Annotated in this window: 21 protein-coding genes; 11 read left to right on the forward strand and 10 right to left on the reverse strand. The window is 69.5% G+C overall.

Translation table 11 applies throughout. The features are described 5' to 3' along the window. The first annotated feature begins 12 nt into the window (after positions 1-12). Both ABZ824_RS05880 and ABZ824_RS05885 read left to right on the forward strand, forming a co-directional pair. Complete coding sequence (locus ABZ824_RS05880) at positions 13-1,074, forward strand: ferrochelatase (RefSeq protein WP_356961867.1); 1,062 nt, start codon at positions 13-15, stop codon at positions 1,072-1,074. Positions 1,075-1,143: 69 nt separating this feature from the next. Further along, positions 1,144-1,566, forward strand: a complete 423-nt coding sequence (locus ABZ824_RS05885) for a hypothetical protein (protein ID WP_356961868.1) — start codon at positions 1,144-1,146, stop codon at positions 1,564-1,566. A 37-nt stretch (positions 1,567-1,603) separates the two neighbouring features. Here ABZ824_RS05885 and ABZ824_RS05890 read toward each other — a convergent pair whose 3' ends face one another. The 3 genes from ABZ824_RS05890 to ABZ824_RS05900 form a co-directional block, all read right to left on the reverse strand. Beyond that, positions 1,604-2,335 carry a serine protease gene (locus ABZ824_RS05890; protein ID WP_356961870.1) on the reverse strand — a complete coding sequence of 244 codons (732 nt, stop codon included), beginning with the start codon at positions 2,333-2,335 and terminating at the stop codon, positions 1,604-1,606. A gap of 46 nt (positions 2,336-2,381) precedes the next feature. After that, a complete protein-coding gene (locus ABZ824_RS05895; protein WP_355070895.1) occupies positions 2,382-3,197 on the reverse strand; it encodes a hypothetical protein in 816 nt (271 codons plus the stop codon). A gap of 157 nt (positions 3,198-3,354) precedes the next feature. Further along, complete coding sequence (locus tag ABZ824_RS05900) at positions 3,355-4,179, reverse strand: DUF3097 domain-containing protein (protein ID WP_355070896.1); 825 nt, start codon at positions 4,177-4,179, stop codon at positions 3,355-3,357. Positions 4,180-4,309: 130 nt separating this feature from the next. Here ABZ824_RS05900 and ABZ824_RS05905 point away from each other — a divergent pair, with 130 nt between their 5' ends. Beyond that, a complete protein-coding gene (locus ABZ824_RS05905) occupies positions 4,310-4,741 on the forward strand; it encodes an NfeD family protein (RefSeq protein ID WP_356961872.1) in 432 nt (143 codons plus the stop codon). Beyond that, complete coding sequence (locus tag ABZ824_RS05910; protein ID WP_356961874.1) at positions 4,741-6,006, forward strand: SPFH domain-containing protein; 1,266 nt, start codon at positions 4,741-4,743, stop codon at positions 6,004-6,006. The genes ABZ824_RS05905 and ABZ824_RS05910 overlap by 1 nt, the downstream gene beginning before the upstream one ends. 67 nt (positions 6,007-6,073) lie before the next feature. Here ABZ824_RS05910 and ABZ824_RS05915 read toward each other — a convergent pair whose 3' ends face one another. Continuing rightward, on the reverse strand, positions 6,074-6,916 hold the full coding sequence (locus ABZ824_RS05915; protein ID WP_356961875.1) for an SGNH/GDSL hydrolase family protein: 843 nt from the start codon (positions 6,914-6,916) through the stop codon (positions 6,074-6,076). A 116-nt stretch (positions 6,917-7,032) separates the two neighbouring features. Between ABZ824_RS05915 and ABZ824_RS05920 the strand changes: the two genes are divergently transcribed. Next, the gene (locus tag ABZ824_RS05920) at positions 7,033-7,710 is read left to right on the forward strand and encodes an O-methyltransferase (RefSeq protein ID WP_356961876.1); all 678 of its coding nucleotides are present in this window, start codon (positions 7,033-7,035) and stop codon (positions 7,708-7,710) included. Position 7,711: 1 nt separating this feature from the next. Here ABZ824_RS05920 and ABZ824_RS05925 read toward each other — a convergent pair whose 3' ends face one another. Together ABZ824_RS05925 and ABZ824_RS05930 are read right to left on the reverse strand one after the other, a co-directional pair. Then, positions 7,712-8,704, reverse strand: a complete 993-nt coding sequence (locus ABZ824_RS05925) for a zinc-binding dehydrogenase (RefSeq protein ID WP_356961877.1) — start codon at positions 8,702-8,704, stop codon at positions 7,712-7,714. Between the two features lie 46 nt (positions 8,705-8,750). Further along, complete coding sequence (locus ABZ824_RS05930) at positions 8,751-9,425, reverse strand: helix-turn-helix domain-containing protein (RefSeq protein WP_356961879.1); 675 nt, start codon at positions 9,423-9,425, stop codon at positions 8,751-8,753. Positions 9,426-9,485: 60 nt separating this feature from the next. Between ABZ824_RS05930 and ABZ824_RS05935 the strand changes: the two genes are divergently transcribed. Beyond that, the gene (locus ABZ824_RS05935) at positions 9,486-10,958 is read left to right on the forward strand and encodes an MFS transporter (protein ID WP_356961880.1); all 1,473 of its coding nucleotides are present in this window, start codon (positions 9,486-9,488) and stop codon (positions 10,956-10,958) included. Positions 10,959-10,973: 15 nt separating this feature from the next. Here ABZ824_RS05935 and ABZ824_RS05940 read toward each other — a convergent pair whose 3' ends face one another. Then, complete coding sequence (locus ABZ824_RS05940; RefSeq protein ID WP_356961882.1) at positions 10,974-11,702, reverse strand: hypothetical protein; 729 nt, start codon at positions 11,700-11,702, stop codon at positions 10,974-10,976. Between the two features lie 109 nt (positions 11,703-11,811). On the opposite strand from ABZ824_RS05940, the gene ABZ824_RS05945 reads away from it, so the two are divergent. Genes ABZ824_RS05945 through ABZ824_RS05960 form a run of 4 tightly spaced genes read left to right on the forward strand, consistent with a single transcriptional unit; the run spans position 11,812 to position 14,299 of the window. Next, complete coding sequence (locus ABZ824_RS05945) at positions 11,812-12,189, forward strand: hypothetical protein (protein ID WP_356961883.1); 378 nt, start codon at positions 11,812-11,814, stop codon at positions 12,187-12,189. Between the two features lie 9 nt (positions 12,190-12,198). Further along, a complete protein-coding gene (locus ABZ824_RS05950) occupies positions 12,199-12,864 on the forward strand; it encodes an urease accessory UreF family protein (protein ID WP_356961885.1) in 666 nt (221 codons plus the stop codon). 25 nt (positions 12,865-12,889) lie between these two features. Then, entirely contained in the window at positions 12,890-13,609 is a 720-nt protein-coding gene (gene ureG / locus ABZ824_RS05955; RefSeq protein ID WP_356961887.1) for an urease accessory protein UreG, read from the forward strand. A 9-nt stretch (positions 13,610-13,618) separates the two neighbouring features. Beyond that, positions 13,619-14,299: an urease accessory protein UreD gene (locus ABZ824_RS05960; RefSeq protein WP_356961889.1), complete on the forward strand. Its 681-nt coding sequence runs from the start codon at positions 13,619-13,621 to the stop codon at positions 14,297-14,299. A gap of 121 nt (positions 14,300-14,420) precedes the next feature. Here the strand turns inward: ABZ824_RS05960 and ABZ824_RS05965 are convergent, their stop codons facing one another. Both ABZ824_RS05965 and ABZ824_RS05970 read right to left on the reverse strand, forming a co-directional pair. Then, complete coding sequence (locus ABZ824_RS05965) at positions 14,421-15,236, reverse strand: hypothetical protein (RefSeq protein ID WP_356961891.1); 816 nt, start codon at positions 15,234-15,236, stop codon at positions 14,421-14,423. Positions 15,237-15,388: 152 nt separating this feature from the next. Further along, entirely contained in the window at positions 15,389-16,822 is a 1,434-nt protein-coding gene (locus ABZ824_RS05970) for an NAD(P)/FAD-dependent oxidoreductase (RefSeq protein WP_355070924.1), read from the reverse strand. Positions 16,823-17,050: 228 nt separating this feature from the next. Here ABZ824_RS05970 and ABZ824_RS05975 point away from each other — a divergent pair, with 228 nt between their 5' ends. Further along, entirely contained in the window at positions 17,051-18,547 is a 1,497-nt protein-coding gene (locus ABZ824_RS05975) for a cytochrome P450 (protein WP_355070926.1), read from the forward strand. Between the two features lie 12 nt (positions 18,548-18,559). Here ABZ824_RS05975 and ABZ824_RS05980 read toward each other — a convergent pair whose 3' ends face one another. After that, positions 18,560-19,405 (reverse strand): tat pathway signal sequence, encoded by an 846-nt coding sequence (locus tag ABZ824_RS05980; protein WP_356961893.1) that lies wholly within the window; start codon positions 19,403-19,405, stop codon positions 18,560-18,562. Positions 19,406-19,536: the final 131 nt, after the last annotated feature.

The raw sequence follows: 19,536 nt of genomic DNA on the forward strand, positions 1-19,536 counted from the left end.
ATGGGAGACACCGTGGTTCGAACCGCCGACGCGCTGCTGCTGCTGTCCTTCGGCGGTCCGGAGCGTCCCGAAGACGTGATGCCGTTCCTGGAGAACGTCACCCGGGGCAGAGGAGTGCCGCGTGAGCGCCTGGAAGCGGTCGCCGAGCACTATCTGCACTTCGGCGGTGTCTCGCCGATCAACGCGCTCAATCGCGACATCATCACGGCGGTCGAGGCCGAACTGGCCGCCGCGGGTATCGAGCTGCCGGTGTACTTCGGTAACCGGAACTGGCATCCCATGGTGGAGGACACCGTCGGGCGGATGGCCGCCGACGGTGTCGGCGCCGCACTGGTCTTCCCGACTTCGGCGTGGGGCGGCTACTCCGGATGCCTGCAGTACCACGAGGACATCGCCCGGGCGCGTGCGGCTTTCGGTGCGGGCGCGCCGGGACTGCTGAAGCTGCGTCAGTACTTCGATCACCCGCTGTTGATCGAGACGTTCGCCGATGCCATTCGCGCGGCGCGCGATCGGCTCCCGGCCGGGCAGCACGCCGCGGCAAGGCTGGTGTTCACCGCGCATTCCATTCCGGTGTCGGCCGATGCCGCCGCGGGTCCGCCTGCCGACGGCGGCCGGCTGTACAGTCGTCAGGTCGCCGACGCGGCCCGATTGTGCGCCGCGGCAACCGGTTTCACCGATTACGACCTCGTCTGGCAGTCGCGTTCGGGTCCGCCGCAGGTGCCGTGGCTTGAACCGGACATCGTCGACCACCTGGACGATCTCGCGGCCAAGGGGGTCGAGGCCGTGGTCGTCTGTCCGGTGGGCTTCGTCTCCGACCATCTCGAAGTCATCTGGGATCTGGACAACGAGGCCGCGCGGAAAGCCGCCGAACTCGGTATGGGCTTCGCGCGGGCCGCGACGCCGGGAAGCGATCCGCGTTTCGCGAAGCTGGTCGTCGAACTGGTGTCCGAGCAGTTGCGCGGAGCCGAACCCCGGCGGCTCGGCGCGGTGCCCGGCTACGGCTGCACGCGCGACGGCGCGCCGTGCGCCGTCGGCTGCTGTGCGGTCACGCGCCGTCCCACTGCTGGGAATTGAGGAGGAGCGGTCGCGGATAGCATCGCCTGCGACCGATCGCCGAATCTGACTTCTGGGGGGTACCTCTAGATGACCTATGCCGACATGCTGACCAATGCCGCCGCGCTCGATCCGCACGCCTGGTCCGACACGAACGTATGGACCGTGGCGCTCGACGTCACCGAGGCCAGGCGCCGTGGTCGCAGCGGTGGCGGCGGTGGTTTCTCGATCGGAGGTCTGCTGCTGTGCATCGGGGTCGTCGCCGTGGTCATCGGGCTCGTGATCTGGCTGAGCAAACGGAACAAGTCGAATCAATCGAACCAGCCCCAGCAATATCCGCAGCAGCAGTACCCCCAGCAGTATCTTCCGCAGCAGAATTTGCAGGGACAACCTCAGTATCCGGCGCCGCAGTACCAACAGCCCTATCCGCCGCAGGGGCAACAGCAGTATCAGCAATATCCGCCGCAGCACCAGTACCCGCCGCAGCAGCCGCCGTACCCGCCGCAGCAGTGAAACTCGCCGCAGCAGTAAAACTCGCCGCGCCTGCGACTCAGAAGCCCGGGCTGGTCAGGCGGGTGTAGACAGTGGGGAAGCCAGGGCGGGCCGCGCCTACGCCCCAGGATGTGAGACCGGCAAGTCGCCCGTCGACGAGAATCGGGCCGCCGCTGTCGTACTGGGCGGTGTCCGCGGTGGGAGTGCCCGCGCAGAGCATGGTGTACGGATCGAAGGCCGGACCGTAGGCGGTGGCGCACTCACCATCGGCGGCCAGTGGTACGTTCGCCGCGCGCAACCGGGTGTTGGTCTCGTCGGTTTCGGAGGTCGCGCCCCAGCCCAGGATGGTCGCGTTGCCCGAAGTGGGCGGGGCGACGGTGATCGTCGGACCGGGCTGCGGCTCGTCCAGGGTGAGGATCGCCACGTCGTTGCGATACGCGGTCGTCATGTCCAGAACGGTTGCCAGGAAACCCGGATGCATGCGAATGTTCTTGACATGCACGGTTTTTCCGTCGCTTCCGCGAAGGTCGTCACGGCCGAAGGTGACGGTGAGCGTTTGGGTCAGCGTCTGTGCCAGGGCCACGCAGTGCGCCGTCGTGATCACCTGGTCCGGTGCGACGAGCGCGCCGCCGCAGAACTGCCCGGAGGCGCGGGTGAGTAACAACGGCGTGCCGATGGCCGCCAGCCACGGATACTCCGATGTCGTCGCGTCGGCGCCGCCCACGATCGCCGAGGCCGGGGCGTGCAGAGTGAGACCGAACAGAACAGTCGCGATGGTGACGGCGGCCATGCGGCAACGATGGGAAAAAGGCATCTCACACCGCCCCGGCATGATGTCAGCGGCTTCCGCGCGCGGAGGCGTGCACGGCGACCAGGCGCGCGGCGCGGATCGCGTCCCACAGCGGCCGCAGCAGCGATTCCTGCGCACCGATCGCGCTGGCGGAGGTGGGCGCGGAAGCGGGCTCCCGCTGCGCCACCGTGAGGATGGCCGCGACATGATCGGCGGTGTCGAGAATGCGCCTGGCGCGCAATGAAATCGACTCGGGATAGTCGTGCCGCGAATAGTCGGCCAGTTCGGCTTCGATGAGCTCGCGGGGATCGGAGTCGGGCGCGCCCAGCGATGTGGTGTGCAGCTTCATCAGCGCGTCGGCGGCATCGCGAACCGCTTCGCGCATCGCGTATTCGGCTTCGCCGAGGGACATGTCGGGGCCGGGCGCCGAGGGGATGGGCGCACTGTAGACGGTCCACTGCAGCGTGTCGTCCTCGGCCCAGCGCGGGATGAGGCCGGTGCCCTCGGTGCCGGGTACGCCGATCAGCATGCCCTCGCCCGCCTCGATCGCGTCGGCGGCGAACGCCGTGCCCGCGGGGACGCCGCGGATGTCTCCTGGGACCGGGAGCACCAACCGCAGTTGCGCGCCGGGTTGCGCCATCGTCTCGCGAATCACCTTGAGCAGTGCCATGACTCCGCTCCCCGGCAGGTTGCCGTGGGCGGACCAGGGTAGGTCGGTGCGGCCGCCGGTGAGCGGATCACCAGCCGCGATGGTGTGCTTCGGCGCCCACGCGTGCAAGGCGGCCAAAACGTCGTCGGGCGCACTGCAGCCGGCCAGCCAGGAGCTCGCCCACACCGTCAGCGTCGCACTTGGAGAGCACATAATTATCGAGCATAAAGGGTGGGCGCTACCGGTGGGCATCCATACGCAAGGGCATTGGTGAGCAGCACGGAAACCGTGGGCGCCGCGCTGCCCGCGCCGAGCGAGTCCGTGCGGATACCGTCCGGCATCGGAGCGGGGCGCTCATCCTCCGCCGTCGCTAGTCCGGCTCGGTGACGAAATCTATGAGTCGTTCGACCGCGCCGATGAGTGGCGTCTCCAGGTCGCGGAAGGAGGACACCGCCTCGTACACCTTCCGCCAGCCGTCCTGCGGGGAGCCCCAGCGCAGGCGTCGGCAGACGCCGGTCTTCCAGTCCTCGTCGCGCGGCACCCGCGGCCACTCCGCGATGCCGAGGGTGGCCGGGCGCACGGCTTGCCAGACGTCGACGAACGGGTGCCCGGTCACCAGGACATGCGGCCCGAGCCCGGTGGTCAGCTGGGTCTCCTTCGATCCGGTCACCAGGTGGTCGACCAGCACGCCGACCCGCCTGCCCGGGCCCGGCCGGAAGTCCGCCAGCCGAGCGGCAAGATTGTCCAAGCCTTCCAACTGCTCGACGACGACGCCCTCGACGCGCAGATCGTGGCCCCACACCCGCTCGACCAGCGCGGCGTCGTGCACGCCCTCCACCCAGATCCGGCTGCCACGGGCGACCCGGGCGCGCAGGCCCTCCACCCTGGTGGAGCCGGAGGCCGAGCGGTTCGGCGTCTGCGGCGCGGCGGCCCGCGGCCGCACCAGCGTCACCGGCTCGCCGTCGATGAGGAACGCCGCCTCGCGCAGCGCGAACAGGCGCACCGTGCCGCGAGCGTCCTCCAGCTTCACGAACTCGCCGTCGTAGCTGCGATCGAATCCGACCACCGCGCCGCAGAATCCGGTGGCGGCATCCTCGACCACCAGGTCGCGTTCCGCGGTGACCGTCGGCACCGCCCTTTTCTTCGATCGAGGATGCCCGGAGAAGATGTCGCCATACCTGTCACGCCCGCTCACCTGCCTGAAGCTAGCACCGCCGCTGTGGCTTTCGGCGGACCAGGGGCACCGCGCGTCCACGCGTGGAATTCATCGGGAGTACTCGTCGATGATGCGCCCGAGATCATGATCCGCGCACTACAGTGGTCGTGTGGCCGCAATTTTTTGGCTGGTCGCGGGCATTCTGCTCGCGGCGGCGGAGATGCTCACCGGCGACCTCACCTTGCTGATGCTCGGTGTCGCCGCGCTGGGCACCGCGGGTGTCAGCGCGGCGGCGGATACCTCCATCGTGGCCGACGCCGTCGTCTTCGCGGTGATCTCGGCGGTGCTGCTGCTCGGTGTGCGCCCGATCATCCGGCGTCGCTACGGAACTCCTCCGCCCACGCCGACGAACGTGGACGCCCTGCCGGGCAAGACCGCTCTGGTGCTCGAGCAGGTGGCGGCGCACTCCGGCCAGGTGAAACTGAACGGCGAGGTGTGGACCGCGCGGCCGATGGACACGACCGAAGTCTATGAACCGGGTACGACCGTTTATGTCATGAAGATCGACGGCGCGACCGCCGTCGTCTGGAAGGGGCCTTGATGGCTGTACTGATCGTTGCCGCCGTCCTCATCTTGCTGGTCGTGGTGGTGGTCTTCAAGTCGATCGCGCTGGTGCCGCAGGCCGAGGCCGCGGTGATCGAGCGGCTGGGGCGGTATTCGCGGACGGTTTCCGGCCAACTCACGTTCCTCGTGCCGTTCGCCGACCGCGTCCGCGCCAAGGTGGATCTGCGGGAGCGGGTGGTGTCGTTCCCGCCGCAGCCGGTGATCACCGAGGACAACCTCACCCTGCACATCGACACGGTGGTCTATTTCCAGGTGACCAGCCCGCAGGCGGCGGTGTACGAGATCAGCAACTACATCGCCGCTGTCGAGCAGTTGACCGTCACCACACTGCGCAACGTCGTCGGCGGCATGACGCTCGAACAGACTCTCACCTCACGCGACTCGATCAACGGCCAGCTGCGCGGCGTGCTGGACGAGGCGACCGGGCGCTGGGGACTGCGCGTCGCGCGGGTCGAGCTGAAGAGCATCGATCCGCCGCCGTCGATCCAGGAGTCGATGGAGAAGCAGATGAAGGCCGATCGCGAGAAGCGCGCCATGATCCTCACCGCGGAGGGGCAGCGCGAATCGCAGATCAAGACGGCCGAGGGCTCGAAGCAGGCGCAGATCCTGTCCGCCGAGGGCGCCAAGCAGTCGGCGATCCTGTCGGCCGAAGGCGAACGGCAGAGCCGTATCCTGCGGGCACAAGGTGAGCGCGCCGCCTCCTACCTGCAGGCGCAAGGCCAGGCCAAGGCCATCGAAAAAGTCTTCGCCGCCATCAAATCCGGCAAGCCGACGCCGGAATTGCTTGCCTACCAGTACATGCAGACGCTGCCCATGGTCGCGCGCGGTGACGCCAACAAGGTGTGGCTGGTGCCGAGCGATTTCGGCAAGGCGCTGGAGGGGTTCGCGAAGAGCTTCGGCACGCAGGGCGAGGACGGTGTGTTCCGGTACGAGCCGCCCGCCTCCGACGGCGCGGAAGCAAAGCCCGAGGACGACTCCGATGTCGCGGACTGGTTCGACACCGCGCCCGACCCGACCATCGAGCGCGCCGTGCGCGCCGCCGAGGCCACGGCGCGGACCCCGGTCGAGGGACTGACCCCGACACCACCCCCGCCGGCGTTCGAACCTTCGCCGCACCAGCCGGTCATCCCTCCGCAGGAGGCTTTCCCGGCTCAGCAGCCGCCGCCGCAGCAACCTCCGGCCCAGCGCCCGGACGACCCGCACGGCCGTCCTTGGCAGCCGCCGGAGAACTTCACGAAATAACCTCGCGCCGACGCCGCCCCGGACTCCGCCCGAGTTCGGGGCGGTCGCGTCGGCGCGGCCGGATCACTCAGCCGGGCAGTCCGGCGGCGCGGATCGCCGGGACGACGACATCGGCGATGCCGCGCATGCCCTGCGGGTTGAGGTGGTAGGGCAGCAGCGTCTCGGTGGCGAGGACGGGCTCCATCCAGCGGACGCCGACGGGCGCGCACGCGTCGCGGCCCTCCGATGCGGCGCTGGTGTCCACATAGATCGCGCCGTGCGCGGTGGCGACGCGGGACACCACGGAATTGAGATGATCGAAGGCGGCTTGGATGGGCGCGGCGTCGGACGGGCGGAGACCTACCAGCGCCGGGCAGCCGCCGTCGCGCACGTAGCGCGGCCAGCCGTCGACGACGATCAGCGCGTGCGGCGCCCGGGCCGAGATCTGTTGCAATGCGGCCGCGTAAGGCGCCGCGATCGCATCGATGTCGACGTCCCAGTCCGGACCGGCGCAGGTACCGGCCCCGGAGAGGCCGTAGACGTGGCAGGCGACGATGTGTTCGGCCATCAACGCGTCGTTGGCGCCGATGTGCACGGTGACCAACCTGGTGGCGGGGCCGAGCGGATCGAACTGGGGCGGAATGCCCGGCTGCTGCGGGGCGGTGAGGTCCGCGATGAGGGCGGAGTTGCAGGTGCGGTCGTCGATCCGCAGGCCCAGGTCCCGGGCGACCAGTTGCGGTGTGTTCGCGGTCGAGCGAAGGCATCGGAACGGGGCCGAGATGTCGAAGTTCCGCACGCCCGTGGTGGCCGCCCCGGAATCGCCCACGGCGACGTATTCGGCCCCGCCGATGGGATCGGCCGCGGCGGGGAAGGTGGCGCCCACGGCGATCAGGCAGGCGGTGACCGCTGTGGCCCGCGCAAGATTCGTCATGTCGTTTCTGTCCGTCCATTCGTCGGCGCGCTCACGAAACATGTACGTCTCTCCGTGCCGAACGCTACTCGCCGGAGGCGTGCCCGCGGGTGGAATCGGGTGGCAGACTGCGAGGTATGACGACATCTGGATGGGCCGATGTGGACAGCTACCTGGTGGAGACACTGGTGGCGGATCCCGATTCCGACGCGGCGCTGGAGGCGAACAAGGCGGCCGGCCTGCCCGCGATCGACGTGTCACCGCCGCAGGGGAAGTTTCTCCATCTGCTGGCCAGGACGGTCGGCGCGCGACGCGTGCTGGAGATCGGCACGCTCGGCGGATACAGCACGATCTGGCTGGCCCGCGCGGTCGGCCCCAAAGGGCGGGTGGTCACGCTCGAGTTCGCCGCCCGGCACGCCGAGGTGGCGCGGGCGAATCTGGACCGTGCGGGCGTCGGCGACCGAGTGGAGATCCGGGTCGGCGCCGCGCTGGACAGCCTGCCCGTGCTCGCGCAGGAGGATCCGGAACCGTTCGACTTGGTCTTCATCGACGCCGACAAGGTGAACAACGCGAATTACGTACTGTGGGCGCTGCGGCTGACCCGGCCGGGCTCGGTGATCATCGTCGACAACGTTGTGCGCGGCGGCACGATCGCCGACGAGCGGTCCGAGGACCCGAACGCGCAGGCCAGTCGCGAACTCGTCGAATTGCTCACCGCCGAACCGAGCCTGGACGCGACCGTGGTGCAGACCGTCGGTGCGAAGGGCTGGGACGGCTTCGCCTATGCCGTGGTGAACGGCGACGACGTGGAGTGAGTCAGGGCTCCAGCACCACTTTGCCGGTCGTCCCGCGCGTTTCCAGCGCGCGGTGCGCGGCGGCCGCGTCGGCGAGCGCGAAGCGCTGGATGCCGGGTCGCAGCCGTCCGGCGATCGCCTCGGCCATGGCGAGGTTCTCCAGGACGCGCAGATCGCCGCCCGCGCGCGCCAGCATCGGCGGACCGATCACCGTCTCGGAGGTGATACCTCGTTCGGTCAGTTCTGCAGCGGAGAGCCGGACCGGCCCTTCGTCGTTCGATGTGCCGGACCAGCCATAGACCAGATGTTGGCCGCCCGGTGCGAGCAGATCGATTCCGGCGCGGGCGACCGCGCCGCCCACCGAGTCGAACAGCACGTGCGCCCCGCGGTCGCCGATTCGAGCGCGGACCCGGTCCGGCCAATCCGGCAACAGATAGTCGACCGCCAGGTCGGCGCCATTGTGTCGCACCTGATCGACCTTCGCGGGGCCACCGGCCAACCCGATCACCGTGGCTCCGGCATTCTTCGCGAATTGCACCAGCAGCGTGCCGATGCCGCCCGCCGCGGCCGTCACCAGGACGACACTGCCGGGCTTCAGTTCGGTGAACTGCAGGATGCCCATGGTCGTTCGCCCGGTGCCGATCATCGCCACCGCCTCCGCCGCATCGAGGTTCGCCGGAATCTCGTGCAGCCGGGCCGCGTCCGTCACGGCGAATTCGGCGTAACCGCCGGGCACCGGGCCGAGATGGGCCACCACCTGCGCGCCCAGCAGGCCCGCATCCACATCGGCGCCCACGCGGTCCACGGTGCCCGCGACTTCGCGCCCGGGGATGGTCGGCAACTGCGGCAGGGGAAACGGCCCGGGCTCGCCCTTGCGCAGGGCGGTATCGACCAGGTGCACACCGGCCGCCGCCACCGCGATGCGGACTTCGCCGGGGCCAGGCACCGGATCGGGAACGATTTCGTAGCGCAGGTTCTCGGCCGGGCCGAAAGCGTGGAGGAGGACGGCGTGCACGGTGGCTCCTGTTCGTTGGCGTCGCCGGTCAGCCTCCAGCATCAAGTTAGGTTGAGGTCAACCGGTCGCGCCGGGCCGCCCTGGCCTGGAAGCCGTCGCAGAGCGCGTCGAGCCCGTCGTAGAGCAGCTCCTCCTGGGTCAGATCGCGTACGCCGCTGCCGGCGAGATCGGCCAACGCGGAGGGGACCGGTCCCTCTGCTGTGCCGTGCAGCAGCGTCCGCAGCCCGTTGTCGCCCGCGGGATCCATGCCTTTGCGCGCCATCAGCTCGGCGCTGATCTCGGGCAGCGTCGCGCCGGAGATGTAGTTCCAGACGGTGAAGGACATGCCGGTCGCCTCGCGGGTGGACACGCCGAGTTCCAGGAACCCGTCGACCAACCAGGCCAGGCAGGCCAAGCTCTGCGGCCCGAAGCTGTAGCGCGGAGTGGCGAAGGTGAGCAGCACCCACGGATGTTGCCGGTACAGGGCCCAGTCGATCTCGGCGGCGATGCGGACCCGGTCGCGCCAGGTCCACCGCTGTCCCTCGGGGGAGGGGTACGGGTTGCGCCGGGCCACTTCGTCGGTCATCAGCGCGAGCAGTTCGTCTTTGTTCGCGACGTGGCGATATAGCGACATGGCTCCCACCCCGAGCCGATCGGCGATGCGCCGCATGGACAGCGCGTCCAAGCCTTCGGTGTCGGCGAGCTCGATCGCGGTGTCGATGATGGCGGCGCGGTGCAGCATGCGTACACTGTACCCGGAATCATGCGTACGACGTACGCGTCATGGAGAGGATGTTCGGTGATGACAGACGTGCAGCCGGTCCGGACCGAGCCGGCCACGACGGGCTCGCGGCGGGCCTGGCTGGGCTTGGCGGTCCTGCTGCTGCCGGTGCTGCTGGTTTCGATGGACATCTCGGTGCTGTTCCTCGCGCTGCCGACACTGACCCTCGATCTGGATCCGTCCGCGGACCAGCAACTGTGGATTCTGGACATCTACGGCTTCCTGATCGCGGGCCTGCTGATCACCATGGGGAATCTCGGCGACCGGATCGGGCGGCGCAACATCTTGCTGACCGGCGCCGTGGTCTTCGGCATCGCGTCGGTGATCGCGGCGTTCGCGCCCAGCGCGGGCGTGCTGATCGCCGCGCGGGCGCTGATGGGCATCGGCGGCGCGACGTTGCTGCCGTCCAGCCTGGCGCTGATCTCGAGCCTGTTCCCGGACGCGCGGGAGCGAGCGGCCGCGATCGGCGTCTGGACGGCGTTCTTCGCGGGCGGCTCTGCTGTCGGACCGATCATCGGAGGCATGCTGCTGCACCAGTTCTGGTGGGGCTCGGTGTTCCTCATCAACATCCCGGTGCTGCTGGTCCTGCTCGCGTTCGGCCCGTTCGTGCTGCCGGAGCATCGGGCGGGAGTGCGGGGACCGCTGGATCTGCCGAGTGTCGTCCTGTCGATCGGCGGCATCCTGCCGGTGGTGTACGGGATCAAACACGCCGCCACCAAGGGCATCGATGCGCAAGCGATCGTCGTCGCGCTGGTCGGCGCGGTGATCCTGACCGTTTTCGTGCGCAGGCAGCGACAGCTGCGTGAGCCCCTGCTCGATCTGCGGCTGTTCGCCAGGCCCCAGTTCTCGGTGGCGATCGGCGCCAGCCTGACCGGCATGATGTCGCTGGCCGGCCTCAGCTATCTGACCAGCGTCTATCTGCAATCGGTGACCGGGCGCACGCCGCTGGCGGCGGCGCTGCTCGGCATCCCCATGGCGATCGCGGTCTTCGTCTGCTCGGTGGGCGGCGCCCGGGTCGGGCATCGCTTCGGCGCCCGCGCGACCTTCGTGTTCGCCTTGCTCGCCTCCGCGGCGGGCAACCTGATGCTGCTCGGTGTCGGCGCGCACGACGGACTCGGCTGGTACCTCGCCGGTTCCACGATCGCCGGAATCGGCTACGGTCTGGCCTTCACGCTGGTGTCGGAGGTCTCGGTGTCCTCGGTGCCGCCGGAGCGGGCCGGGTCGGCGGTAGGTATCTCGGAAACCAGCTTCGAACTCGGCAATGCGCTGGGTCTCGCGCTGCTCGGTTCGCTCGCGGCGCTCATCTTCCGGTCCGGGGGCGACTACGCGGCGACGCTCGGCGAGACCATCCAGCAGGCCGGCGGGAACGCGGCGCTGATCGAGGCGGCGCGCGGATCCTTCGTCGACGGCATGCACGTCGCGGTGGCCGTCGGCGCGACGGTGCTCACGGCGATGGCGCTGATCGCCCGCTTCGCCGCTCCACGTTCGCGCTGAGTTGTGCGGCCGGGATCAGTGGCCGAAGACGGACGTCATGATCTCGGCCGCCCAGCGGTTCATCGGCCGGACGATCGTGCCGTGCACCCAGCGGACCGGGCGCACCACCACAGCGAGCCAGACGACGGCGAAGGCGGCGAACACCGGGCGCAGCACGTAGCGGTACAGCGCGCGGCACGGCAGCACCACGAGCACACCCACGATGAGCGTGGCCACACGCCACCCGTAGCGCGCGGTCACGCGCACCGCTTTCCAGAGCGGGTGCAGCACCCAACGCCACAATTGCGACAGGGGCCAGACGATCAGCCATTTGACGGTCTGGTGGCAGACCCAGGCGATGGCATATGCGATCGGATACACGACCCAGCGCAGCAACCAGGCCCCAGCGGGACGAATCACTTTGCGCCACAGGAAGACCTCCACCGCACGCCGCAGTGGTCGCAACAGGTGTTCCAGCAGGAGCGACAGCAGCGGCGTGAGCACCAAGCCCCACAGCAGATGCTGCACCACCCAGCCCCACAGGAAATCCTTCACGACGATCCACGCGGGCCGCAGCACCCAGTGCCGGATCAGCTCGGCTGCCGGGACCAGCAGATGTCGCGCGATGTACCCGAGCGCCGCCGCCGTGGCGCGGCACAGAAGCAGAACGCCCTCCCACAGCAGACGGATCGGAACCAGCACCACGATCGCGATCGCGCGCGCGATCCACTGTGCGGCAGATACTCGCGTGTCCGGCGTCGACACCTCGTTTCCCCCTCGGTAGATGCACCGGGCGTAGCCCAGGTGAAGAAGTTTGTGCGCCCGCAATATTCGAACACATGACGCAAGTGCCGCCGCGTCCGATTTCGACACCTTGCCAACCTATTTCGATCCGCAGATCCTTGTGGTCACGCCCACGACCAGCCGGTGCGTCACCAGGGAGGAATTCATCGCCGCCGCTCGCGCCAGGGCGCACGGACTCGCCGCACCGCGCGCGACGCTGGCCACCCAGTCCACCATCGCGCTCGGCGGGCACTGCTGGCTCAGCTCGGCACACTGGACGATGGCCCTAGGCGACGCGCCCACCCTCGACCTCTACAGCGATTTCCTGGTCCGGCGCGCCGAGGGTGAGCTGAGCATCGCCGCCTACCTCGCCCGCCAAGACCTGCCGCGGCTCGTGCGGGACATGTCCGGCGCGGACCGGAACCTCCGCGAAACGACCGGGACATCCATCCGACACGCCGGGACATAGGATCGACGGATGCGCGAATCCGCTGCGATCGGTCCGGCCGCCTCCGGTCTCACGACGGTGCTCGCGCTCGCCGACTCACGGTTGCCGATCGGCGGCCACGTGCACTCCGGCGGTGTGGAAGAAGCCGTCGCGTCCGGCTTGGTTCGCGACGTCGTGACGGTCGAGCTGTATCTGCGCCGCCGCATCCGGACCTCGGGGCTGGTGACCGCGTCGCTGGCCGCGGCGGTCTGCGCGGGCGAACTGGATCCGGCGCGGGCCGAAGCGGAAGCCGACGCGCGCACGCCCGCACCCGCGGCGCGGGCCGCTTCCCGTGCCCAGGGCCGCGGTCTGTTGCGCCTGGCGAAACAGCTGTGGCCCCGGCACGATTGGTCGCCGCTCGCCGCGACACCGCATCTGTCCACGGTCTTCGGAATGGTCGGCGCGGCCGCCGCGGTGCCGCCCCGGGAGATCGCCGGTGTGGTCGTCTACACGACCCTCACCGGCGCCGCCACCGCGGCCCAGCGTCTGCTGGCTCTGGACCCCGCCGCGATCGCCGCGTGCACGGTCCGGCTGGCCGACCTGTGCGATCGCGTCGCCGCCGAGGCCGTGACCGGTCTCGCCGCGATGTCGGACCCGCTGCAGGACGTGCTCGCCGAGCGGCATCGGCAGCGGGACATGCCCCTGTTCGCGAGTTGACGCCCCGGAAGAAGGAGACCGCCCCATGCCCCCGCATCTGATCGACGGTGAGCCGCACGACCACGGGCAGGAGCGGCCGAAACGGGCCCGCACGCCCGGGGAGGCGCTGCGCATCGGCATCGGCGGCCCGGTCGGTTCGGGCAAGACCGCACTGGTGGCCGCGCTGTGCAGGCAGTTGCGCGACGAGTTGTCGCTGGCGGTACTGACCAACGACATCTACACCACCGAGGACGCCGACTTCCTGCGCAGGCACGCGGTCCTGCCGGACGAGCGGATCACCGCCGTGCAGACCGGCGGCTGCCCGCACACCGCCATTCGCGACGACATCACCGCCAATCTCGACGCGATCGACGATCTGGTCGCCGCCAATCCGCCGCTGGACCTCATCCTGGTGGAATCCGGCGGCGACAATCTGACCGCGACGTTCTCCTCCGGCCTGATCGACGTGCAGATCTTCGTGGTGGACGTGGCGGGTGGCGACAAAGTGCCGCGCAAAGGCGGTCCCGGCGTGACGTTCTCGGATCTGCTTGTGGTCAACAAGACCGATCTGGCGCCGTTGGTCGGCGCGGACCTCGGTGTGATGGAGCGTGATGCGGCGCGGGTGCGTGCGGACCGGCCGACAGTGCTCGTCTCGCTCACCGAGGATCCCGCGGCGACGCCGGTGCTGGCCTGGGTACGCGAGCAATTGCGCGCGGTCGCCGAGCAGGACCGGGCGGGCGCCGGCGAATCCGCCGCCGCGCACTGAGTGTCGCCGGTGCGCACGCAGCTACGCATCGTCGCTCGCCCAGGGACGCTTCCGGAGATTCATGCCAGCGGCGGGTTGTCGGCCCGCCGCACCGGACCGCGTGCGGTCCATCTGATCGGCACCTCCGCCACGCCGCTGGGCGGCGACGAACTCGACATCGCGATCGTGGTCGCGCCGGGTGCCGAACTGGTGGTCCGCTCGGTCGCGGCGACACTGGCACTGCCGGGCGCGGCGACGCCGCAATCGTGCGGACGCTGGCAGCTCGAGGTCGGTAGTGGCGGAGTATTGGATTTCGATCCCGAGCCGATGATCGTCGCGGGCGGTGCGCGGCACCACACCGTCACCACGATCCGGCTGGATTCCGGCGCCCGGCTGCGCATGCGCGAACGCGTGCAGATCGGCCGCGCGGGCGAGGACGGCGGCGTATGGCGCGGTGACCTGATCGCCGATGTCGACGACACGCCTCTACTGCGCCACCGGCTGGCGCTGGGCGCGGACACAGCGGCCGATGACGCGCTGTCCGCGCCTCGCGCCCTGGAGAGCGAACTCGTCTATCCGGACGAATGTGCCGCGGCGACAACGGGTTTGACGCAGACTCGGCTGCCGCTGGCGGCGGGTGGCAGTTTGTTCACCCGCACCGGGGCGCTGTTGGGCGTCTCCGGGGTGGAGCATGCCGAGCCGCGGCGCTGATCAATCGTTTCGTTCGACACAGGTGTAATCCGGCCGAGAGCTGGAGATAGAAAGGGTGGGAGCCCGACAGCGTCGTCGGGTTCCCACCCTTTCCGGCTCGCTCGTCGGAAGCCCCATCCGATCAGCCGTTGGCCGTCTCCGGGGCCGTGTCTGCGGCCTCCGGAGCTGTGTCGGTGGCTTCCGAAGCCGGGGCGGTGTTCTCCGGGGCCGGATCGACCGCCTCCGGCGCGCCCTGCGCCCGGGGAGGTGCGCTCAGCGCGTGCACCGCACCGAGTCCCGCGCCGATCCCCGCACCGATGGCAGCCAACGGGGCGGCCATCAGGGCCGCGCCGTAAGCGGCCCCGATCGGGCCCGCGGCGAGACCGATCGGCGCGAACGGCAGACCGATGGCCAGGGCGAGACCTCCGCCGACGGCCGCTCCGAACAGCGCGAACGGACTCGCGAACGCGGCGCCCGCCGCGGCGCCGATGGCGGCGGCGCCCACGGTCTGGCCCGCCACCCGATCGGACCTCGTGCGTTCCATCCCGATCGAGTCGAGGTACGTCGCGATATTCGCCTCGGCCATCGCGGCGCCGTCGTTGAGCTGGATCGCCTGCTCCCGGTAGAGCCAATCCGGTGCGTCGACCTGCACGTCTCCGAAGCGGAGCTTGTGCGGCGGCGGCGCGATCGGCGGCACGGGGGCGACGGGAACGGGGCCGTGCAGCCCTTCCAGCGGGGCCAGATACTTCGGATTCGGCAACGGACGCGCCCACTGCAACGAACTCAGCGTGTCGTCCGGAATCCGCACACCTTCGTACGGGCGCACGTTCGGCGCCTCGGCCGCGGGCCACTGGGCCGGCTGATCGGTGGGATCCGTCCGGGTCACCGGAACCCGATCGGGTGCCGCGTTCGCGGCGCCGGTTCCCACCAGCGCGAGAACGAGAGGAACCGTTCCCACGGCGACGAGAGGACCCAACTTCGCCCGGTGCGGTTTGGGTGCTCGGTGCTTGCCTGTGCCCATAGATCACCTTTCATCCGAAGGAGACGTCGACGCCCCACATTCGGATCTGCCGGTGACCTGGATTGGTCGAACGCGCAATTACGGCGGGATCAGCCGGCTTTCGCGTCGGTATGCGCCTTGTCCACCGCGACCCGGCTGTTGGTGGAAGCGCCGAGAGCGGCGGCCAGTTGTTCGGCGTCCTCATCGTCGCCGTTGCTGATCGCCTCCAAGGCCAATCGTGCGAACACCCACTGCTCGGTGGCCGCCATCTGTCCGCGGCTGCGGCCGAGGAAGGTGACGAACCACTGGATGACGGTGATGATCCGGCTGCGGTAGCCGACCAGGTAGTACAGGTGCAGCGCCAGCCAGGCCAGCCACGCGATGAACCCGCCGAACTCCAGCTTCCCCACCTGGCAGACGGCGCTGAATCGCGAGATCGTGGCCATGCTGCCCTTGTTGAAGTACTTGAACGGCTTGCGCTCCTGCGGCGTCTGGCCTTTCAGCCCCGCGGTGATCTGCCGGGCGGCGTAGGTCGCGCCCTGGATCGCGCCCTGCGCCTGCCCCGGCACGTTCGGCACCGACATCAGATCGCCGACCACGAAGACGTTCGGGTGGCCCTTGACGGTGAGGTCCGGCTCGACCACGACCCGGCCCGCGCGGTCGACCTCCGTACCGTCGGACTGGTCGGCGATCAGCTTGCCCAGCGGGCTGGCCTGCACGCCCGCCGACCACACCTTGCACGCCGACTCGATGCGGCGGATCGTGCCGTCGGAGTCCTTCACCGTGACGCCGAACGCGTCGACATCGATCACCATGGCGTTGAGCTGGATCTCCACGCCCATCTTCTCCAGGCGCCGCTCGGCCTTGCCGCCCAGCTTCGGGCCCATCGGGCCGAGCACCGCGCCCGCGCCCTCGATCAGCACCACCCGCGCGTCGCGCGGATCGATGTTGTGGAAGGTGCCCTCCAGCGTGCGGTCGGACAGCTCGGCGATCTGTCCGGCCAGCTCGACGCCGGTCGGGCCCGCGCCGACGATGACGAAGGTCAGCAGCCGGTCGCGCTCCTCCTGAGTGGTCGCGAGCTCGGCCTGCTCGAAGGCGCCGAGGATCCGGCCGCGTAGCTCGAGCGCGTCATCGATCGTCTTCATGCCCGGCGCGTAGGTGGCGAACCGGTCGTTGCCGAAGTAGGACTGCTGCGCGCCGGTCGCGACGATCAGGCTGTCGAAGGGGGTGACGGTGTCCTGGTCGAGCAGGCGCGAGGTGACCGTCTTGGCGGTCAGGTCGATGTCGGTGACCTCGCCGAGCAGCACCTGCGCGTTCTTCTGCTTGCGCAGCACCAGCCGCGTGGCGGGCGCGATCTCGCCGACCGAGAGGATGCCGGTGGCGACCTGGTAGAGCAGCGGCTGGAACAGGTGGGTCGAGGTCTTCGAGATCAGCGTGATGTCGACGTCGGCGCGCTTGAGGTGCTTGGTGCCGAACAGGCCGCCGAAGCCCGAGCCGATCACCACCACCCGGTGCCGGCCGTTCTCGACAGTCTGAGTGCTCATCGTCCTGCTCCTCGATGGACCTGGGGGTCGTCCCCGGCGGGGGTTCCTGACAGCTAAACCGTAGCCGTCGAGTCGGGCACCGTCACGACGAGATGTCCGTTCCTGGCGTGTTGCGGTGCGATATCTCACTGCCGCCGGGCCGGGGCGGGGAGGATCGTCGCGACCGAACCGGCCGAGCGGGCGAGGTCGAGAGCCTACGATGGTAACTGTCGCTCAGGGAGGATTGCCATGGTCGCCGGTGACCGTGCGATCGGCCGGAAGCCCAGCGTGCGGGCCGATTCGGAGAACATCGCGCTGATCGAGGTACCGCACGGCCATCTGATCGATCGGGCGCTGGGATTGTTGCCGGAACGGCGCCAAGTGCTGGCCACCCCGCCGCGGGGCAGCGACACCGTCGCGGTGCGCGGCGATGCCGGGCTGCCCTACCTGGGCCGGGCGTTGCACTACATGCGCTGGGGCCCGGCCGAGATGATGGAGCGTTACCGCAGGTACGGACCCGTCTCGCTGAACACATCGCTCGGTGTCGACCGGGTGCTGGTCGCGGGACCGGACGCACTCGACGAAGTACTCGGGCACCGGCGCCGTGACTTCGGCCAGGGCTGGGACTACTTCATCGGCCCGTTCTTCCGGCGCGGCTTGCTGCTGCTGGAATTCGACGAGCACAAATTCCACCGCAAGATCATGCAGCAGGCGTTCACCAGGGACCGGCTGGAAGCGCACCTGGCGGCGCTGACGCCGGTGGCGCGGGAGTACATCGCACGCTGGGTGCCGGTAGGGCGCGACGCCGAACGCACGGTGCGGCTGTATCCGGCGATCAAGGAGCTGACCCTCGAGATCGCCGGCGAGACGTTCATGGCAGTCGATGTCGGCCCGCGGCGCGGCCAGCTCATCGACGCGTTCGTCGACTGCACGCACGCGGGGCTGGCGATCATCCGGCATTCGGTGCCGGGCGGCAACTGGCGGGCCGGGCTGCGCGGCAGGAGAGTGCTCGAGGACTACTTCACCGCGATGCTGCCGGAGAAGCGCCGCGTCGAGACGGCGGACTTCTTCTCCGGGTTGTGCCACGCGCGCAGCGAGGACGGCGGCGTCTTCGGTGACGCCGACGTGGTGAACCACATGATCTTCCTGATCATGGCGGCGCACGACACCACGACGACGACCGCCACCGCCGTCGCGTACTACCTGGGCAAGCACCCGGAGTGGCAGCAGCGGGTGCGCGCCGAGGTGCTCGACATGGACGCGCGCCTCGGCGACGGGCCGCCCGCCATCGCGGACCTGGAGGCGCTGCACGATCTGGATCTGGTGGTCCGGGAAAGCCTACGGCTGATGCCGCCGGTTCCTGGACTGTCGCGCCGCGCCGTGCGTGACACCGAGATCGCAGGCCACTACATTCCGGCCGGCGCCCCGGTGGACCTCGCCTACCAGGTGAATCACTTGCTGCCCGAACTGTGGACCCACCCCGAACGCTTCGATCCGGAACGATTCGGCGAACAGCGGCGCGAGGACAAGTCGCACCGCCTCGCGTGGATGCCGTTCGGAGCGGGCGCGCACAAGTGCATCGGGATGCACTTCGGCACGTTCGAGGTGAAGACGGTGACCGCCGCCCTGGTGCGTGCATACGAGTGGCGGATACCCGAGAAATACCGCATGCCCTGGGGATTCACCACGATTCCCTTCCCCAGGGACGGTGCGCCGATGACGTTGCGCAGGCGCGCGGCCGCCTGAGCGGCCGGGCGGTCAGCGGCCCGCGAGCAGGATCTCCGCGAGCTTGGTGTCGGTCTCGGCGCCTTCGGTGTAGCCGCCCGCGTCACCCAGCGAGCTCATTATGGCCAGGGTGTAGCGCTCGCCCGGTCCCGCGAAGCCGACCGAGTTGACCACCCAGCCGCCCTGTTCGGCCGACCAGCCGTTCTTCAGTCCGGGACGCATGCTCGCGCCCGCGCCCCACACGCCCCAGTGCTGGTTGGAGTCCACCGCGCGCATCCGGTCGACGAGGTAGTTGCGGTCGTCGGGATGCATGCGGTTGAGGACGTTGTCCATCAGGCGGTCGAGGTCGGCGGCGGTGCACTTCTGGAACGACCAGTCCGGGAACAGCGCGGTATTGGTCGGCTGGGGAACCAGCGAAGTCATCCCGTTGGCGCGGAAGGCGTTGTTGAACGCCATCCGGTCGATACCCGAGTACTTGGTCCAGAGCAGGTCGGCGGCGCCGTCGTTCGAGGTCGCGAGCATGCCCTCCATCAGACCGCGGTCCTCGGGAGTCAGGTTGATGGCGCCGGTCCGCGCCCGGTTGAGCAGGTCCGCGGCGATCGCGAGCTTGATCGTGGAAGCGGTCCAGACCGCGTTCTCGGCGTTGGCGTTGGCGTAGACCCCGCCGGACACCCGGTCGCGCAGGACGTAGCCGGTGACACCGGGACGGTTGTTGAGGTAGGCGTCGGCCTTCGCGACGCGGCTGCTCAGATCGCAGTCGAAGCCGGGCAGGCAGCCCTGCGTGTGCGCGAGCGGCACCGCGCCCGCGGTCGGGAGCGCGGCGGGCAGGCTGGGAGCGATGATCGCCGCTGCGGCGAGGACACAGGCGGAAGCGGCCACGCGGGGAACGGTTCGGGTGGCGGGGGACGGATAACGCACGAGGGATGACGATCGCACATCGCGGGTCCGGACGCACGTCTTGAGCTCGGATCCAGGGTGTGCTAGCGCCCGTTCCGGCTGCTTGCGCCGCA

The sequence above is a fragment of the Nocardia sp. NPDC047038 genome, from assembly GCF_040644075.1.
Classification (GTDB): Bacteria; Actinomycetota; Actinomycetes; order Mycobacteriales; family Mycobacteriaceae; genus Nocardia; species Nocardia sichangensis.

What these genes read in the sequence shown, in the direction of transcription:
- ABZ824_RS05935 (WP_356961880.1), top strand. Translation starts at nt 9,486, where the DNA reads ATGACAGACGTGCAGCCGGTCCGGACCGAGCCGGCCACGACGGGCTCG.
- ABZ824_RS05930 (WP_356961879.1), bottom strand. Translation starts at nt 9,425, where the DNA reads ATGCTGCACCGCGCCGCCATCATCGACACCGCGATCGAGCTCGCCGAC.
- ureG (WP_356961887.1), top strand. Translation starts at nt 12,890, where the DNA reads ATGCCCCCGCATCTGATCGACGGTGAGCCGCACGACCACGGGCAGGAG.
- ABZ824_RS05950 (WP_356961885.1), top strand. Translation starts at nt 12,199, where the DNA reads ATGCGCGAATCCGCTGCGATCGGTCCGGCCGCCTCCGGTCTCACGACG.
- ABZ824_RS05915 (WP_356961875.1), bottom strand. Translation starts at nt 6,916, where the DNA reads ATGACGAATCTTGCGCGGGCCACAGCGGTCACCGCCTGCCTGATCGCC.
- ABZ824_RS05975 (WP_355070926.1), top strand. Translation starts at nt 17,051, where the DNA reads ATGGTCGCCGGTGACCGTGCGATCGGCCGGAAGCCCAGCGTGCGGGCC.
- ABZ824_RS05895 (WP_355070895.1), bottom strand. Translation starts at nt 3,197, where the DNA reads ATGTGCTCTCCAAGTGCGACGCTGACGGTGTGGGCGAGCTCCTGGCTG.
- ABZ824_RS05910 (WP_356961874.1), top strand. Translation starts at nt 4,741, where the DNA reads ATGGCTGTACTGATCGTTGCCGCCGTCCTCATCTTGCTGGTCGTGGTG.
- ABZ824_RS05885 (WP_356961868.1), top strand. Translation starts at nt 1,144, where the DNA reads ATGACCTATGCCGACATGCTGACCAATGCCGCCGCGCTCGATCCGCAC.
- ABZ824_RS05920 (WP_356961876.1), top strand. Translation starts at nt 7,033, where the DNA reads ATGACGACATCTGGATGGGCCGATGTGGACAGCTACCTGGTGGAGACA.
- ABZ824_RS05970 (WP_355070924.1), bottom strand. Translation starts at nt 16,822, where the DNA reads ATGAGCACTCAGACTGTCGAGAACGGCCGGCACCGGGTGGTGGTGATC.
- ABZ824_RS05890 (WP_356961870.1), bottom strand. Translation starts at nt 2,335, where the DNA reads ATGGCCGCCGTCACCATCGCGACTGTTCTGTTCGGTCTCACTCTGCAC.